The sequence below is a fragment of the Rossellomorea oryzaecorticis genome (assembly GCF_045897515.1).
GTDB lineage: Bacteria > Bacillota > Bacilli > Bacillales > Bacillaceae_B > Rossellomorea > Rossellomorea enclensis.
Window position 1 is genome coordinate 84,525 of record NZ_JBJOSA010000003.1, and the last position, 18,082, is coordinate 102,606.

The 18,082-nt window shown below is 47.8% G+C and carries 13 protein-coding genes; 4 read left to right on the top strand and 9 right to left on the bottom strand.

Translation table 11 applies throughout. From position 1 onward, the window contains the following. Window positions 1-74: 74 nt before the first annotated feature. The 7 genes from ACKA06_RS04690 to ACKA06_RS04720 all read right to left on the bottom strand — a co-directional run bounded on the left by ACKA06_RS04690 (window position 75) and on the right by ACKA06_RS04720 (window position 10,550). Entirely contained in the window at window positions 75-1,886 is a 1,812-nt protein-coding gene (locus ACKA06_RS04690; RefSeq protein ID WP_411159084.1) for an IucA/IucC family protein, read from the bottom strand. A 494-nt stretch (window positions 1,887-2,380) separates the two neighbouring features. Continuing rightward, complete coding sequence (locus tag ACKA06_RS04695) at window positions 2,381-3,721, bottom strand: lysine N(6)-hydroxylase/L-ornithine N(5)-oxygenase family protein (protein WP_411159085.1); 1,341 nt, start codon at window positions 3,719-3,721, stop codon at window positions 2,381-2,383. Further along, the gene (locus ACKA06_RS04700; protein WP_411159276.1) at window positions 3,718-4,248 is read right to left on the bottom strand and encodes a GNAT family N-acetyltransferase; all 531 of its coding nucleotides are present in this window, start codon (window positions 4,246-4,248) and stop codon (window positions 3,718-3,720) included. Before ACKA06_RS04700 ends, ACKA06_RS04695 begins: the two co-directional genes overlap by 4 nt. Window positions 4,249-4,264: 16 nt before the next feature. Beyond that, a complete protein-coding gene (locus ACKA06_RS04705; RefSeq protein ID WP_411159277.1) occupies window positions 4,265-6,025 on the bottom strand; it encodes an IucA/IucC family protein in 1,761 nt (586 codons plus the stop codon). A gap of 28 nt (window positions 6,026-6,053) precedes the next feature. Next, complete coding sequence (locus ACKA06_RS04710; RefSeq protein WP_411159086.1) at window positions 6,054-7,580, bottom strand: pyridoxal phosphate-dependent decarboxylase family protein; 1,527 nt, start codon at window positions 7,578-7,580, stop codon at window positions 6,054-6,056. Between the two features lie 5 nt (window positions 7,581-7,585). After that, complete coding sequence (locus ACKA06_RS04715; protein ID WP_411159087.1) at window positions 7,586-8,935, bottom strand: aspartate aminotransferase family protein; 1,350 nt, start codon at window positions 8,933-8,935, stop codon at window positions 7,586-7,588. 412 nt (window positions 8,936-9,347) lie between these two features. Further along, entirely contained in the window at window positions 9,348-10,550 is a 1,203-nt protein-coding gene (locus tag ACKA06_RS04720; protein WP_411159088.1) for an MFS transporter, read from the bottom strand. Window positions 10,551-10,728: 178 nt separating this feature from the next. Between ACKA06_RS04720 and ACKA06_RS04725 the strand changes: the two genes are divergently transcribed. Both ACKA06_RS04725 and guaC read left to right on the top strand, forming a co-directional pair. Continuing rightward, window positions 10,729-11,163, top strand: coding sequence for a MarR family winged helix-turn-helix transcriptional regulator (locus ACKA06_RS04725; RefSeq protein WP_071620548.1), 435 nt, complete (start codon window positions 10,729-10,731; stop codon window positions 11,161-11,163). Between the two features lie 165 nt (window positions 11,164-11,328). Next, window positions 11,329-12,312, top strand: a complete 984-nt coding sequence (gene guaC, locus ACKA06_RS04730; protein WP_071620549.1) for a GMP reductase — start codon at window positions 11,329-11,331, stop codon at window positions 12,310-12,312. Window positions 12,313-12,372: 60 nt separating this feature from the next. On the opposite strand, the gene ACKA06_RS04735 is transcribed toward guaC, so the two are convergent. Continuing rightward, window positions 12,373-13,242 (bottom strand): cation diffusion facilitator family transporter, encoded by an 870-nt coding sequence (locus ACKA06_RS04735; RefSeq protein WP_411159089.1) that lies wholly within the window; start codon window positions 13,240-13,242, stop codon window positions 12,373-12,375. A gap of 241 nt (window positions 13,243-13,483) precedes the next feature. On the opposite strand from ACKA06_RS04735, the gene ACKA06_RS04740 reads away from it, so the two are divergent. Next, complete coding sequence (locus ACKA06_RS04740; RefSeq protein ID WP_411159090.1) at window positions 13,484-13,855, top strand: cbb3-type cytochrome c oxidase subunit I; 372 nt, start codon at window positions 13,484-13,486, stop codon at window positions 13,853-13,855. Between the two features lie 26 nt (window positions 13,856-13,881). On the opposite strand, the gene ACKA06_RS04745 is transcribed toward ACKA06_RS04740, so the two are convergent. Next, complete coding sequence (locus ACKA06_RS04745) at window positions 13,882-14,757, bottom strand: TetR/AcrR family transcriptional regulator (protein WP_071620552.1); 876 nt, start codon at window positions 14,755-14,757, stop codon at window positions 13,882-13,884. A 243-nt stretch (window positions 14,758-15,000) separates the two neighbouring features. Between ACKA06_RS04745 and ACKA06_RS04750 the strand changes: the two genes are divergently transcribed. Next, window positions 15,001-18,072 carry an efflux RND transporter permease subunit gene (locus ACKA06_RS04750; RefSeq protein WP_411159091.1) on the top strand — a complete coding sequence of 1,024 codons (3,072 nt, stop codon included), beginning with the start codon at window positions 15,001-15,003 and terminating at the stop codon, window positions 18,070-18,072. Window positions 18,073-18,082: the final 10 nt, after the last annotated feature.

The window sequence follows — 18,082 nt, forward strand, 5'->3', positions numbered from 1 at the left end:
TTTTTTGCTCATCTTACTTACGGAATTTTCCCTGGCATTATGGCAGCCTGCCCGGCAGGCTTGCAGCACAGCTATTAAACCGTCTCCCTCACCTTGAAAAGTGCCAGTGCATTATTCACTTTTCCGAACTCTGAAGCATGCGGACGGTCGTCGCCGGTTGCGTATCCATAATCGACCATGCGGTTGCGGTTCAGGCAAAGCTTGGTCAATTCCGGCTTAAAGAAGTCAAACAGCTCGAACCGTTCCTTCAATTGGGGGAATCTGTGCTGATAATCCCCGATGGCCTCTGCAAGCATGCCCCAGAATGTTTCTTCTTCCATAAGTTCATGATTGACGAGGATATTGCTCATATAGCGCAGATGGCAGATGAACAAACCTGTGAAGATGAATTGAGTCAAGCCTTCCGGCGGCTCGCTTCTCAGCACCTCTTTGAATTCCTTCGACAATCCTCTCAGCTCAGGGAAGTCCTGGTCCGAGATATTGACGTCATCGACGAAATCTTTGATGGCCAGACGGTGGGGAACAGAATCCTTCAGCACGACGATCGTATTCTGACCATGCGGAGAGAAAACCGTTCCATATTGATATAGGTAATGAAGCAGCGGATCCATGACCACCTTGAAGAAGGTCTTCATCCATTCATCGGCTTGGAGTCCGGAATCTTCGATCAGGCTTTGTACATACGGTTTATTGTCATGATCTTCATATAAAAGAGCCGCAAGCGTGATGGCCTGTTCCCCTTCATCGAGATACGTATAGATGCTTTCCCTCCAAATTGTCCCAAGCATTTCGAGATACTGATATGGAGCCTGCTTCACCCCGGTGTAATAGGGGTGATCGACATTCATACTGGCATTTTCCCCCGGCAGGATGACGCGGCATTCGTCCTTCAGGAAAGTGTCTTTGTCTGCTATGCCTTTGATGAGCTCCGTCACCTGCGGGGCAATCAATGTGCGCTCGGACGGCAGCCCCCTGTAAACAAGTGTATTGAGGATGCTCATCGGAAGCTTGACGTGATGCTTCCCTTTATTCGTCCTGTTCACGAATGTACGGATCGACTGCTGCGGCAGGTAGCTGTCGTTTCCTTCCCCGAGTGGGATGATCTTTTTTCCTGAAAGTTCCTCAGGGAAGTTCTGGATCAGGACGTTTTTCCACTGCCATTCGTGTACCGGCATGAAATAATAGTCTGACGGGTCCTCTCCATGGTCTTTTATTATTTTTTCAAAAGAAGTTCTTTCCGTTTCGGACAATTCAGAGGCGAGCAGGTCCTCATACTTCAAGCCTTCGACCGATTGGAATGAAGCAATTTTTTTAGCCACGGCAACCCAGGAAAGACGGATTTCCCTCCCGTGTTCGGGTGCATAGGTAAGATAGTCATCGTAGCCGAAGCCGATTCGGCCCTTGTTGTATGTAATCCATGGATGGCCGGTCATGAAGCCTTCAAGTTCGGCATAATCGACATGGATGAGTTCGTCAGATGATTTCAAATCTTTTTCGAGCAGGTGGGCATCGGCAATCAGGGTAGCGTTCAGCTCTTTGATCAGATGCCCGACCGTTTCCGGTGACATCGGGATGAGTTCCTGAAGATCGATGAGCAGTGCGATGGCGCTGTCAGCCTGCTTTGTTTCTCCGTTTGCTGTGATGTCGATCGTTTCCCATTTCACATCAAAACTGTCAAACAATCGTTTTTCAGCCTGGTAGCGGTACTGTTTATCGTCTGAGATCTGCAGGGCATATGTGATGGTCTTTCCCTTTTCATCGAGTATGCTGGGCTGGATCATGTCTTCGTACATATACTCTGATAACATTTTTGCAATCAGTTTGCGGTTGACCTTTTTCCAGTTGTGCTTGTTCAATACGGTTTGCAGTTCGCTTGCAAATTGCATGGGATCCCTTCTTTCTGTCTATTTTAGTTGCTGCTTTTAATAAATGAGATTCAAGGTTTATTACCGCTGTTGGGTTCCGTGCAGGACTTCGCTTTCCGAAAGGGTCTGCGTCTTGCCCGAACCAGTTTAGAATCCAGCGTCAAAAAACAGTGAAATTTGTGTATTTTCCATAGGAAAACATGTTTTTCGTCCTACCCGCTATATAATTCATTCGTTTTCCACTATAAAAACGTATTTCCAACTAAAATCTTCAAATTTGAACTTACTTGCCTTATACTCAGAAAGCTTTATTATTGAAAACGGAAATTTCATTATCGAAATCAAAAGCTTTATTATTGAAAATCAAACTTTTATTATCGAAACTGCGAAGCCTTTTATTAAAGATTCTTTATTGTAATCGAAAGCGCGACACTTATAAGCAAACCTATACTTTTATTATCAAAAAATGCAGGAGCTTACCCAATCCAAGTCCGCCATTCATTCCCCCGTCACCCTCACATGCTTGGAACGGCAGCCGCAGCCCGTTTTTTAACTCCAAATGTCTGAAACACATTCTTCGTCTGAACCGGATATACTTCCCTTCCGGCTAATTGATTGATAATGACTGCATTCCGGTGTGCGCCGAGTCCAAGGTCCGGTGCCCCGACTCCATGGGTGTGGATCTCCCCGTTTTGAACGAAGATGCTGCCGCCTTCACCGATGAAGGTCTCCAGGCGGTAATCCTTCGTGATCTTGAACCTGCCGGCGTCATCATATGCCAGGTCATCCTTCATACCGGACAGAAACGACGGAACCGCTGTTTTGTAACCTGTCCCGAAGATGACGACGTCGGTCTCTTGAGTGAATGTTTCTTCTTTTACTTGGTGATATCCGCGGAGCGAGTAACCGCGGCCGCTGGCTTCAAGACCGGTGATTTCCGTCATCGCCTGCAGAGAGATCCGAGGGTATTCACTTCCGATCGAACGCTCGTACAGATAGTCATAAATCTCCGCGATCGTGTCTGCGCTGATTCCTTTATACAAGAGGTCCTGATCCTTCAGGAGAGCATCCTTTTTCTCCTGCGGCAGGCTGTAGAAGAAGTCCGTATAGTCGGGTGAGAAGTATTCAAGTCCGAGCTTTGAATACTCCATCGGGAAGAATCCTTTGGAACGGGTGAACCAGTCCAGGGTGAATCCGTGGTTCTCCTGTTCTTTCGCCACATCAAGGAATACTTCCGCGGCGCTCTGCCCGGAGCCGATGACCGTCACCGATCGCGCCTCTTTACAGATATCTTTATTCTTCAGGTACTCGGATGTATGGAAGACGCTGCTTCCGAGATGTTCCTTGAAGTGTTCCGGCACAGAAGGAACCGATCCGATCCCCATCACGAGGTGGCGCGTCACGAACCGCTCTTCAGTACGCGCGGCATCATTCCATACGGAAACCTCGTACCCGTTCCCTCCGTCATCCAGCACTACCGGTACAACACGTTCGACTTCCATCCCAAACCGGCATTGCGGCAGCTGATCGGAGACCCAGCGGCAATAATGGTTGTATTCTTTTCTCGGAATATGGAATTTCTCAAGGAAATAAAAGTGATACAAACGATTGTGAGCCTGTAAATAGTTCAGGAATGTGTATTTGCTTCTGACATCTGCCATCGACACAAGGTCCGCGAAAAATGGTACCTGCAGGGTCGTCCCATCGATCAGCATCCCGGGATGCCAATTGAATTCCGTCTTCTTTTCGAGGAACAGTGCCTTCATATCCCCAACTTCATCAAGCAAGGCCGCCAAGCCTAAATTGAAGGGGCCGATCCCGATGCCGATCACGTCATGGATTTCATTTTCATTCATGGGGTCCACCTCTTTTCGAATTCTCCCCGCTCACATTTCATGAGCAGTCCGGTTTTATCCGGCAGTTCAATCGACTCAATCGGTTCAAAACCGCATCTTTTAAACACATGGATCATTTTTTCATTTCGGATATCGGGTTCTGCCATGACTTTTTCAGTGCGTTCATCCTGGAATTGAAACCGGACCATTTCCCTTAACAGCGGCAATGAATATCCTTTTCCTAAAAATTCTTTATCACCGATCAAGAGATGGACGCCCTGGTCATGGGGAACGGCATTATACATTTTTTCCAGCACATCCCATTTGACCCAGTAGGCCTCCCAGTAACTCATCGGCACATCGTCCAGACATCCGATATAGAGGGTATGGTGATCATCGTTCAATGCTTTTCTCAAATGTTCCCTGAACTTATTAAGAGGCATGTTGAGATTCCAGAACGGGTGGACATGGTCCTCCATCATCCAGGTGTGGATCATGTCCACATCCCGCTCAAACTCTGCTTTCCTAAACGAAATCTTCCTTCCGATCTCTTCATCATAAAACTCATAGTGCATGGAGGATCTCCTCCTCTCCCGCGATCGGGTTCTTCACCATCGTATAGACGGACTGCGATTCCATCGGGCCGACAAGCTCATCCATGTCATAGAAACGGGTCAGCAGGTTGGCTTTACACGGAAGCACCGGCTGATACAACAGACTGCTCAGAAGGTCTGATGGCATCGTTTCTTCGTGTTTCTTCAGGCGATCCTTTAATTCACGGATCAGCTCCCCTTCCTTGATCAGGCCGCTTACCCCAAAGCCATTGATCAGGCCGAACAGGTGATTGAAGAAGAAGTAATATCTCAGGCGCTCCTCGGCTACGTCGTCAGCACAGATCGTATCGCTCAATGTATTGAGCTCAGGAAGCATCTCCATCAATTTGCCGGCCTTCGATTCACTGTAGTAGTACCCTTGATTATCACGATAGTAGAACGTTTCAGGATATCCGTCCCTTAGTTTGATGACCGAGTTCTGCTGATGGGCCTCAAGCGCGATCCCGTATGTATCAAAGAGCCAGATCATCGGATCGAGCGTCAGATCCAGGTAACGTTTGAACCAGTCGATGCTCACTTCTTCCGCCGAACGATTCTCTCGGTTGGCAATCCCTTTGATTATACTGTAGAGCCTTGGTTTTCCAGCGAAGGCATGATCCTGGCACAAACCTGCAACCAGGCTGGCATTTTTGCTATTTTCATAGAAAGGATTGTCGCGGATCACGACCTCAAATCCTGAGAGTTCTGTCTCCGATACAAGATTCAAGTAAGCTGGATCCTCTAATATGCGAAAGTTGGGAAAATTCCGCTTGATACTTTGTCCAACTTCCGTCTCCAGAAGCCTTGAAACCTCCACTCCCCTGGCAAGCTCCTTTGCCTGGTTGATGCGGAGGGAGTTTGTGATTTTGACAGGTACAGAGAATTTATACATATATTTAGAGCTTTTGCTGTACACGCTCCTGAATGATGAAGTACCCGTAAACTTTTTGCCGGCGGGACCTGCATACTGAAGCGAACCATCCGCTAGCCTCGTTTGCACTTCAGGATTCTCCATCAGTTCCTTCACTTGGAGTGGATGAACCGGGATCAATACCTTTTCATCTTTTTTCATGATTTCTTCGAGCCAGTCCTGATCAACTTCGCTGTCATTCTCCAATTCTTCGAAAATAATAGAAGCAGCAGACTGCGGACGGCTGGAATCCTGGAGAACCAGTGACTTCTCCGCTGCAAAATAGTGAAGCTGGAACGCTCCTTTCCGCTCGGGGGAATACATCGCATCCTCCGTTTCAGTCAGACCCTGTTTACTTTTCGGGGTCGGATGAAGCAGGTGCCCGAATAATAGGGACTGCTCCGCTTCGATGAATTCAAAGTCTTCCTGCGAAAGTGATTCTGCGTCTTCCACCCGGGCATCCAGGTACGTTTTGATGCTGCGGCAGCTCAGGATGACGCGGTAAATGAGTTCATCCTTGGCTCCCCTGAAGCTTTTATCCAGTAGGAATTCTTTCACGATAAGCGAAGTAAGCGTGATATAGTCGCTCGGCTGCAGGTCTTCACTGCCAGAGGTGCGATAGTAGATCGGGAAAGAAAATAAATGGCGGTCTGTATCAGACCAGTATCCAACCCCTGCAACCACTTCGATTTTCTGCAGGATCAATTTGGAGACGATCACTTTGTCCATCCCCTCTTTTACAAAAAAAGGGTGTTCCATCAGTTCCGGAGCTTCTTCAAAATTCCCGGTCTCCCTTAAATAACAATTCAGAAAGCTTTGCATCGTGGCGTTTTCTGCCAGCTGCTTTGTATCATACACGGGCTAAACCTCCATTCATTAGTTGAGTTGCAGTCTTCTTTATTTCATCCATCAGCTCGTGGATATCTTCTTCACTTGTTCTCGGATTCAGGAGAGTGAGCTTCAAGAAGATCTCACCGTCAACGGTTGTCTTCGCAATGACTCCCTTTCCTTCATGAAGGAGCGACTGCTGAATCGCCCTGTTCAGTTCATCAAGGCCGATGCCGATTTCAGTCTCCGGCTTATACCTGAAGATGATGGTATTGATTTCTGGATGTTTATTTTTAAGGTCGATGGTATCAAGACCTTCCAGGTATCCTGCTGTATAGCGGGCAAGCTCCATGGTCCGGTCGATCATTTCACCAAAGGTTTCTATGCCCACTGTCTTCAAGGACAGATAAAGCTTCAATGAATCAAATCTTCTGGTGGTAGAGGTCGATTTCGTCACAAGATTCACAATTCCGTCATCTTCATCTTTTAAGGGATTTAAGTAATCCGCGTGATGGGAAAGGAATCCGAAATGCCGTCGGTCCTTCACCATGAATGCCCCGCAGCTGACAGGCTGATAAAATAATTTGTGAAAGTCTATGGTCATCGAGTCCGCCTTTTCAAGGCCTTTAAGCTTATCGCAGTGAGAATGACTCAGGAGCAACCCACCCCCGAATGCTGCGTCCACATGGAACCAAAGTCCTTTTTCCTCTGAAATGGAAGCGAGTTCCGGCAATGGATCGACGCTTCCGAAATCTGTGGTTCCGCATGTTGCGGCGATGGCGAAGGGCAGCATGTCGTCTGCCTTAAGCCGCTTCAGTACATTTTGAATATCTTCCATGCACATCCGGTGGCGCTCGTCCGTTTTCACCGTGATGACAGCTTGTTCACCCAGACCGAGCTGTGAGGCGGACTTCTTCACGGTAAAATGGGCATCTTCCGAACAAAGGATGCGCAGCCGGTGAAATTCAGGCGGCAATCCTTGCTTTTGTACGTTATGGCCCCATTGGTTTTGGCAGAATGAATCCCTGGCAAGCAGCAGCCCCATGTAGTTGGATTGTGTACCGCCGCTCGTGAACACACCATCGGAGGGTCCAGGATAACCCACCGTTTCCTTCAGCCATTCCACCATTCCTTCTTCTACATATGTAGCTGCCGTGCTCTGATCCCAGGAGTCCATGGACTGATTCAATGTACCGATGATGCATTCGCCGATGATCCCCGGGAGCAGCGGCGGACAATGCAGATGAGCCATGCTCTTTTTATGTGAGATATGAAGGCTGTTCCTTATGACGGGACCTTCAATCTCATCGAGGACCTTCTGAAGCGAGCGGCCTTCCCCGGCAAAGTTCATGATCCCCGCGATTTCCTTTTCGATTTCAGCCGGGGTCTTTCCGATGAAAGGCTGTTCGGTATCGCTGTAAACTTCTTTCAGTTTATTGCTGACTTGTTCCATTCCTTTTTCAAAAGCGGTGAGCCCTTCCTCCCCCTGATGAAGGAAGAAGGAGTCAAACGCCGTCTTTTTATTTTTTAGCTTTATGTCTGTACTCATAGGGCCTACCTCACAACGGAAGCCGAGACAGCTTCTTTGAAGATGGAGAAGACTTCATCCAATTGCTCCCCAGTGATGATGAGCGGAGGAAGGAATCGGACGACTGCCCCGTGTCTGCCCCCCACTTCAAGGATCAATCCTCGTTTGAAGCACTCCTGCTGAATCCTGCTTGCAAGCTCAGGATTTGCAGGGTGGCTTCCTGATATTGACTGCGGCAGAGAAGGGTCCACCATTTCCACGCCGATCATCAAGCCTCTTCCTCTCACATCCCCGATTTCAGGAAATTCGCTTTGAAGTCCGGATAACGACTTGAGAAGTCTTTGTCCCATTTTGTCAGCATGCTGAATAAGGTCATTTTCCTTGATATATTTTAATGTTGCCGTACCCGCTGCCATCGCCATCTGATTTCCGCGGAACGTACCGATATGCGCTCCCGGCTCCCAGCAGTCGAGATCCTTGTCATATACGACAACGGACAGCGGCAGACTGCCCCCGATTGCCTTCGAGAGGACAAATACATCCGGTACGATTCCGGCATGCTCGAATGAGAACAGCTTTCCTGTACGTCCTATTCCAGTCTGTACTTCGTCAATGATCAACGGGATGCCGCGTTCTTCCGTGATCCGTCTCATTTCCTGCAGCCACTCGATCGGTGCCGGTATAGAACCACCTTCACCCTGGACGGTCTCGAAGATCATCGCAGCCGGCGGCAGGATCCCGCTTTCAGGATCATCCAACAGGTTCTCGATATAGCGTGCCGAGATACGGTGGCTCTCTTCTCCCCCTATCCCGAACGGACAGCGGTATGTATATGGGTAGGGCAGGAAATGAGTGTCAGGCATGAGGCCGCCGACTTTCTTCTTCGGACCCAGGTTTCCTGAGATCGCCATCGTTCCGTGCGTTGCACCATGATATCCCCCTTGGAAGGTCAGGATACTTTGCCTGCCGGTTGCCGTTTTGACCAATTTCAATGCTGCTTCGATGGCATCCCCGCCTGTCGGCCCGCAAAATTGCACTTTTGCACGGTCCCGGAACCCTTCGGGCAAAGAAGCAAATAGCTCGTTAACGAATTCTTCTTTCACTGGCGTGGTCAAATCTAAAGTATGTAAAGGGCGTTTATCGCGGATTACCTGCTCCATGGCTTCGACCACTGCAGGATGATTATGCCCTAGCGCCAATGTGCCGGCCCCTGCCAGGCAGTCGTAATACTTCTTTCCTTCCATATCGGTAACATGGATCCCCTCGGCCTCGCTGATGGCAAGAGGAATCCTTCTCGGATAGGATCTTGCATTGGATTCGCGTTTCTCCTGCTGGTTTAGTAATTCTTTATTTGAAGTCAAGGTTTGAACTGTCATACGTCATCTCCCTTTCACTGATTGTTTCCGTTTTGCTTTCAACGTCATAGTAATTGATAATGATTATCAATGTCAATATTAATTGAAAACTGTTCTCAGTTGAAAATGGGTAAATAATACTTTTGGCAGGGGGATGTGGTTAGTTTTGTTTGATGCAGGAAAAACCTTGGTACTATTGGGGTTCGGGCATCTTTTAAGGCAGTTCTTCCATACCTGGATTATCTGTATTGAGAAAATTCCCGTCTTTCGTAAAAAAGGAGGTTTGGACTAGAAGGTAATTGAGAATGGATGATGGTTGCAAGAAGCTTATTCTCAATTTAAAAAACCCAACCGCTCTAAAGCGATTGGGTTCAAAACCATTATGAAATTTGATGTTTATGAGGTACGTCCGTTCAAGCTAAACGTATCCTTTTTAAAGTTCCAATGCCTCCCGCGCCCCACTTCTTTTTTTACCTGCAAGCACAGAATGATACCGATAAACAAACAGTGTCACCAAGACTACCGCACCGGACAGCAGGTACAGGCTCGTGAAGCCCAGGCCTCCTGAAATCATACCCAGCACGACAGATCCGGCTGCGATTCCGAGGTCATAGAAGATAAAGAATGTCGCTGTCGAGTGGCTGGTTCTTTCCCTCGGGGAAGATTGGATCGCCATCGTCTGGTAGCTTGGCAGCAAGGCACCGTAGCCGAGGCCGATGAGTGCACCTGCTGCAAGAAGGACGATTGTCGACTGTGTGATACTCAACACGGCGAGGCCGATCGCAAAGATGATCAGCGACGGGTAAATGACCGAATCGGGTCCCTTTTTGTCAAATAATCTTCCTGTGTATGGTCTGGATAACAGCATCGCTGCCGCAAACACGACGAAAAACAGGCTGACCGATTCAAAGAGGCCGACTGATTTTGCATAAACGGAAATGAATGACATGATGCCGGAATACGCAAACGCCGTCAGGAATCCCACGAACGCGATCGGCATCGCCCTCACTTCGATCAAATCCTTCGCAGTGATCCGTCTGGAAGCTTTCGGGCCGGATGCCGCTGCGGAAGATGTCTGAATGCCGAAAGTCAATATAAAGGCAGCCACCATCATGGACGCCAGCAGAAGGAACAGGGATGTATATGGGATGAACTGAACGAGGGCCAGTGAAAGGAACGGACCGGCAACAACGGCCAGATTCATCGACATGGCAAAGTATCCGAGTCCTTCCCCCTTCCTATGCTCCGGTATCATATCCGCCGCGATTGCCACTAATACGGTTGAAGCGATGCTGAACCAGATGCCATGGAAAAAGCGCAGCGCGATCAGCAGATTAAAATCACTGATCACAAAATAAAAAAAGGAAGAAGCGCCAAAGAAGAAAACGGATATCATCAGGGTCTTCTTTTTCCCCAGTGCGTCAATGATCTTTCCTGAAAACGGCCGGACGATGATCGCTGAAATTAAAAACATCGTTGTTACGAGACCAGCCTGTGCTTCACTTACCTGAAGTTCGTCAATAACGTAGACAGGCAGCACGGTCAACAACGAATAGAAAACCAAAAAGACGAAAAAATTATTCGATAAAGCCATCAGAAAAGGCTTTGTCCAAATGTTGTGTGTCGATTTTTGCATGTAAATCCCCTTTCAAGCGATGATGTATAATCGATTCAATTAGTTGTCATACTAATTATATATACAGAAAGCACAGAAGTAAATACTTGTTATGACAATTAATATGAAATCGTTCTCATTTCCAGTGACTTTTGTAGTATGATAGAAGGAGACTAAAATTGGTGGCAGGTGATACAGCATGCATGATACTCGCGATGAAGCAATCGGTCTTTTTACAAGCAATACCGTTAAGAACATTATCCGTTTCTTATCTGTGAACATTAAGAATTTCGATATTACACCCGAGCAATGGACCGTCCTTAAGCGGCTGTCCGAAAATGACGGCATCAACCAGAAGGAACTGGCGAATAAAGCAGAGAAGGACCAGCCCACCGTGACAAGGATCCTCGATATCCTCGAACGGAAAGAACTGGTCATCAAGAAGAAAAATGAAGAGGACCGCCGTTCATTCATCCTGTTCATAACAGACAAAGGGAACACGCTCAAAGAGGAACTGACCCCGGTCATCGAAGCGCTGTGGGAAGAAAACATCCTCGCCGGCATCTCAGAAGATGAGCTGGAAATGTACAGGAAAGTCCTTGTGAAAATGAATGGGAATCTGGAGAAGTGTTGATCCATTAGACGGACTTGCGTTAAGCAGGTCCGTTTTTTATTTTGCAGAGGAAGATAAATGCCAGAAAAATCTTTGACACCCTGGCAATAAATGTAGTATATTACGATAGGAACGAACATTCACGAATTAAAATATAATTAATATTCGTTTTTAGGAGTGTTATTCATGGAAAATGTATTTGATTACGAAGATATTCAATTAATTCCTGCAAAATGTGTGGTAAACAGCCGTTCTGAATGTGATACATCGGTTACGCTTGGCGGCCGTTCATTTAAACTTCCTGTTGTTCCTGCAAATATGCAGACCATCATCGATGAAAAGATCGCCGTTTACCTGGCAGAAAATAATTACTTCTATATCATGCATCGCTTTGAACCTGAAAAAAGACGGGATTTCATCAAGGATATGAAGTCACGCGGTTTATACGCGTCCATAAGCGTAGGCGTCAAAGAAGAAGAATACACATTTGTGGAGGGGCTTGCAGAAGAGCAGCTTACTCCTGACTATATTACAATCGACATCGCGCACGGCCACTCCAATGCCGTGATCAATATGATCCAGCATATCAAAAAGCACCTTCCGGAAAGCTTTGTGATCGCCGGCAACGTCGGAACTCCGGAAGCCGTAAGAGAGCTTGAAAACGCCGGGGCTGACGCTACGAAAGTCGGCATCGGACCTGGTAAAGTATGCATCACGAAAATCAAAACGGGATTCGGTACGGGAGGCTGGCAGCTGGCGGCCCTCCGCTGGTGTGCAAAAGCCGCCACAAAGCCGATCATCGCTGACGGAGGGATCCGCACGCACGGTGATGTAGCGAAATCGATCCGCTTCGGTGCGTCCATGGTCATGATCGGTTCCTTGTTCGCCGGTCACGAAGAATCCCCGGGTGAAACGTTCGAGAAAGACGGCAAGCTTTTCAAAGAATATTTCGGTTCTGCGTCCGAATTTCAAAAAGGTGAAAAGAAGAACGTCGAAGGAAAGAAAATGTTCGTGGAACACAAAGGAGCACTCCAGGATACCCTGACTGAAATGGAGCAGGATCTTCAGTCTTCTATCTCCTATGCAGGGGGAACTAATCTTGACAGCATCCGCCACGTCGATTATGTGGTCGTGAAGAATTCCATCTTCAATGGTGATAAAGTCTATTAATATCAAAAGAGGGACGGGCAGAATTTATTGGCCCGTCCCTCTTTGCGTTCAAATATGAAGTCACTCCGGTTCAACATGGACGTGGACATCATAAATTTCGTACTCTCTCTCCAGCTGTTTCTCCACTTTAGTGGAGATGTCATGGGCTTCATTGATGTTCAATTCCGGATCCACCGTAATGACGATGTCCACGACAATATTGTTTCCGTACGTTCTTGCCTTGATATCTTTGATCCCCTCGACACCTGAAATATCGTCGATCGTTTCTATGTACTCTTGTATCAGATCCTGATCAAATCCATCCGTCAATTGATGGGAAGCTTCACGAAAAATGCCCCAGGCCGTCTTGATGATCAAGATCCCTACGATTAAAGCCGTAAGGGGATCGAGCCAGGCCAGGTTGAACTGTGAACCGATGATCCCGACCACCGTACCGATACTTACCCACGAATCGGAAAGATTGTCTTTGGCTGCGGCCATGACCGATTGACTCTTTATTTTCAACGCAAGTGTTTTATTATAACGGTAGACGAAATACATCACCAATGCTGAAAAAATCCCCGTCCATGCGGCAATCATGTCCGGCGGGTGCGACTGCCCCTCGAACAGGGTAACGACTGCCCCGCTCAGCACTTCGATCCCGACGACTGCCATGATGAAAGAAGCCACCATCGAAGCGACCATTTCAGACTTCCAATGCCCGTATAGATGATCATCATCAGCAGGTTTCTGCGACAACCTGAGCCCGATCAATACGGCAACCGAAGCCAGAATATCCGTCGTATTGTTCAAGCCATCCGCTTTCAATGCCTCCGACCCGCTCACATTGCCAATCACCAGTTTTAATATGGATAAGAGAATATATGCGATGATGCTGATGATCGCACCCCGTTCACCCAATTTTAAATCTGAATATCGTTTATCATCCAATGATTCCAACCTCCAAACAACTGCCTGAACATTTTATCAAGCGGCATGCGAGTGGGTCTATAGAAACCTTTTTATCCATCCCCATTTATCTCTCTTAAAGTCAAAAAAGTTGCACACAGTAAATTTAATTGGTGCAACCTTACTTCTGTTTTTCATCTTCAGTCGTGACTTAAGCACTATTAATATTGTTCTATCCAATCCATTTGATTCATATATTTTTTCTAGAAATGGAGGGATAACAATGGGTATCAGATTGATCAAGATTTCGGTTGTTTATTTTATGATCGGCGTGTTATTCGGATTGTATATGTCGATGACGCATGATTACAGTTTCACACCGGTTCACGCTCATATCAATCTTCTGGGCTGGACAGCTCTTACTTTGGCAGGTATCATCTATCATTTATTCCCGGCTGTGTCTCAGACAAAGCTTGCAAAAGCTCATTTTTGGCTCCACAATATCGGTCTCCCGCTTATGATGGCCGGACTGCTCATCCTCATTTCATCCGGCAATGAAGCCATCATCCCGGTGATCGCAGCCGGGGGAGTGCTGACGACGCTTGCCGTGTTATTGTTTGGATACAATGTATTGACGAAACTAAAGCCAGAATAATAAAACAGCTGCTGCCCGGATTTCGCTTAAGGCAGCAGCTGTTTTTCCAATTCCGTCACTTCTTCTTTTAAGTCTTCCACATCACGGAGCAGCCTGAACATCCCTTTTAGGATCAATTCATCCGGTTTGGATTTCCGGCACTCTTCTGAAATCCTGTCGGCAAATTTCACATACTCCCCTGCTTCATCACTCCCGAGTGAATGAATCTTCTCATACAGATTCGTCCACGCTTCCTCCCTTTTTTCAAAAGAAATGAAGGCCCCTTCCCGGTCCATATCAACTGAAAACGGCTTCATCATTTCATCATCGAGGAGTGGTGCGCTCTTCCCTTCAAAGAAGTCGTCTGCAAGGATCATGATCTGTCTCACAATATGCTTCCCGAGATCGGCCGGTTCAAGATCGCTGTCGGTTGAAATCAGAAGCATCATATAAGAAGAATAAATGGACTGTGTCATCCACATCAGATCCCATTTATAGGGGTCGATCCTATCCCCGTATAACCGGTGGAGATTGTGCTGCAGCCAGCTGAATAATCTCCCGCGCATCCTGTGCTCCATCTCGGCGAGCTTTTCGCTGTCCTTGGCGGTTTCTCCCCTCATATGCATCTTCATATACGATTTGTACTCAAGGATTCCTTCAAACTGGACCTGGAATTGTTTAGCCAGGCGGTCCTCTGGTGCCATATTGCTGTCAAGGCCGACCACAAACGCCCGCTCGAAGACGAGCTGCTGATAATGTTCATAGATGGATATGATTAAATCTTCCTTTGATTGGAAAAAAGAGTAAAGAGAACCTTTGGATATCCCGATGCTGTCAGCTATCTGCTGCATCGAGGTCCGGTTGTATCCGTGTTCTGCAAACAGATCGACAGCTGTTTCCAGTATTGCTTTACGTTTGTTCAATAGATATCACCTGTCTTCTATATAAAGTCCGATTCATTTGATTTTTAAACCATTTTACCATAGTTTCGATGCCCTCATCACTCCTCCCCGGGTTAGCACATTATTCCTTGACTAAAATTTACGACCGTGAAAAAATGACTTATGAGTCAATTTTCATTAAACTTGATATATCAATACATCAAAAGCAATAGCCAAAACCATTTTGACCCACGAGTCAAACCAAGTGAACAGGAGGAATGATTGATGATTCGAGCAATCTTGAAGCGATCGAAAATCACATTGATTTTTGTACTGCTCTTTGCCATTATCGGGATTTTTACTTTTTTCCAGCTCCCCCAAAGGGAAATTCCCGAGACTGAAGTGAATATCGGGACGGTTTCCACGGTATATCCGGGGGCAACCGTTGATACGGTCGAGCGTACCGTCACGAATCCGATTGAAAATTCGCTGCAGTCGATCGACGGGATCAAGGAACTCAATTCGTCTTCTGCTGCCGGATTCTCTACTATCATTGTAGAGGTCGAAGATGGCAAAGACAAAAAAGAAGTGTTCAGCGATGTGCGGCAGGCGGTTTCCGATGCCTCCACATCGTTTCCCGAAGAGGTATTCGATCCGGAGATCAATGAATCCACAGTGAAGATGCCGATCGTCTCCTATCAGCTCACGAGCGACAGCCGTGAAAGCCTTCAAGACATCAAGGAAGAGATCGACCGCTGGAAAACGGAGGTCGAGGAATTATCCGGGGTTTCAGGGGTGGCTGTCAAGGGACTGCCCGAGGAACAAATCCTCATTGAATTGAAGCTCGAGGATTTAAAGGAATCCGGTCTTAACGTGTCCGATGTCATGACCGCCATTAATGATGAGTACTACCCTGCACCACTGGGGAAAGAAGAAATCAATGATGAAGTCGTTCAGTTGAAGGTCGATCATTATAAGACGCTTGAAGAAATGGAAAAAGTCTTCGTCGGAAAGAATCCGGGTGGTGAATCCGTCCTGCTCGGGGATATCGCAGACGTGAAGATTTCACCAAAAGAGGCTGAGGATATCATTACATTTGAAGGAAAACCTGCCGTATCCTTCACTGCTTTTGTACAACAGGGCGAAGATATCCCATCCGTCGATGACCGGGTGAGCAGCAAGGTCGAAGAACTTTCGGATAATCTTCCGGGGGACGTAGAACTCGTTCCATATTATTCACAGGCAAGCCTGGTGACTGATATTTTTAAAGGATTGTTCACCTCGCTTGCAATATCCGTCCTTGCAGTCATCGTCACGACCGCGGTGGGTCTGACCGGATCCGGGGTCTTCGTCGTCGCACTGGCGATTCCGATTTCGGTGCTCGCAGGGTTGATCCCACTTCCATATGCAGGAGTGGACCTGAACCAAATATCAGTGATCGGGGCCATCATCGCACTCGGTATCCTTGTGGATGACTCGATCGTCATGAATGATAATATCCAGCGCCGCTACAAACTCGGGGATTCTGCGCTGAGGGGTGCTGTGAACGGCGTGAAGGAAATGTGGGTGTCGATTGTCACCTCCTCCCTCGCGATCGTGTTCACTTTCCTGCCGCTCGTCTTTTTATCAGGAGGGAACGGTGCATTCATCAGGGCGCTTCCGACCGTCTTGATCACAACGATCCTGGCTTCGACTTTGGCAGCACTGGTATTCGTACCGGTGCTCCGCTACATGCTTTACAGTAAAACAAAGAAAAAGATTTCTGACTCACCCGGTCTGCTCGGGAAGCCGCTTGATAAACTGGCCGACTGGTATGCAGACGGTGTCCTTAGAAGATTTTCAAAGAAACCTTTGTTGACCGCCATACTCGGACTGGTGTTCACGACAGCCATATTCGGCCTGATCGCCTTTACGCCGTTTGAATTCTTCCCGTCCGCCGACCGCGAAGAAGTGACGATCGACGTCACCCTTCCGATTGGTACGACACTTGAAGAAACATCCGATACGCTTGCAGAAATGGAAGACAGACTGAAATCGGATGAAGGTGTCTACGAAACAAGCGTATTCGCCGGAACCGGGCTGCCAAATCTATTCAATAGTTCCCTTGAGAACTCAGGGGACAATACAGGTCAGATCGTTGCCCGCGTAGACCGGGAAAACCAGACTGCCCAAGGGCTTATCGACGATTGGACTGAAAAGCTGCGCACCGGGTTCCCGGATGCCGTCCTTTTCATGGAAACAATCGAACAAGGTCCTCCTGCCGGTGCGCCTGTAACGGTAACCTTATCTGGACCTGAAATGGAGAAACTGCTTGAACTGAGGGATTCGATCAAGGATGATATCGGAAAGCTCGAGACCAATCTGGTCGTCGACAATGTAGGAGAACTCTCCCCTGTCCAGGAATATGTACCTGACCGTGAAGCGCTCGAGGAAAACGGCATCACCGTTAACCAGATCAGTCAGCAAATACGCCTGGCAACAGAGGGGATCCCTCTGAAAGCCTTTGACAACGGCGTCACGAAACGCGATATGAACCTTGTACTCGGCGGAAATGACGGGGAAATCGATCTTTCTTCCCTCGAATTACCGGCTGCCGGCGGGCAGAACCCTGCCGGACCGCCGAAACTGGTAGGTCTTGATGAACTGGTGAATGTTCAAAAGAAAGAAGAAATCCAGCAGATTCCTCACGTCGACGGTGAACGTGCGATCACAATTCGCGCATTCCCTGAAAATGAGGAAGGTTATGAAGAAAAAGTCCAGGAGATCGTGGATGACGCCGGGAAAGACGTAGGTTCTGAATACAGCTTGACACTCGGCGGTGAAAATGAAGCGCAGGACAGCTTCTTCTCGGAAATCACCATCCTGTTCACGATTGTGATTTTCCTTGTCTACCTGTTGATTGCCCTGCAATTCAATTCATTGTCAATGCCATTCCTGGTATTGGTTGCCGTTTATCTGGCGATTGCGGGAGCCATCCTTGGATTGTTCGTCACCCAGACACCGATCTCTTTCCTTGCCGTCATGGGAATGGTGTCGCTGACCGGGATCGTCGTCCGGAACTCGATCGTACTCATCGAATTCACCGAGCAGCGACTGCGCGATGGCATGGACGTGAAGAAAGCCGTAATCGAAGCAGGACGCGCAAGACTGCGTCCGATCGTTCTGACGGCCCTGACATCCATCGTCGCCCTGATCCCGGTTGCCGTCAGCGGAGACGCCCTCTTCACACCGCTCGCGGTCACCATCATTTCCGGAATCGCCTTCTCGGTGATCCTGACGCTCTTGATCGTACCGGCACTTTATCTGGTATTTGACCGATTTAGAGGTAAGAAGAGACAGCGGGATGCTGTGGAATAATTGTGTAAGG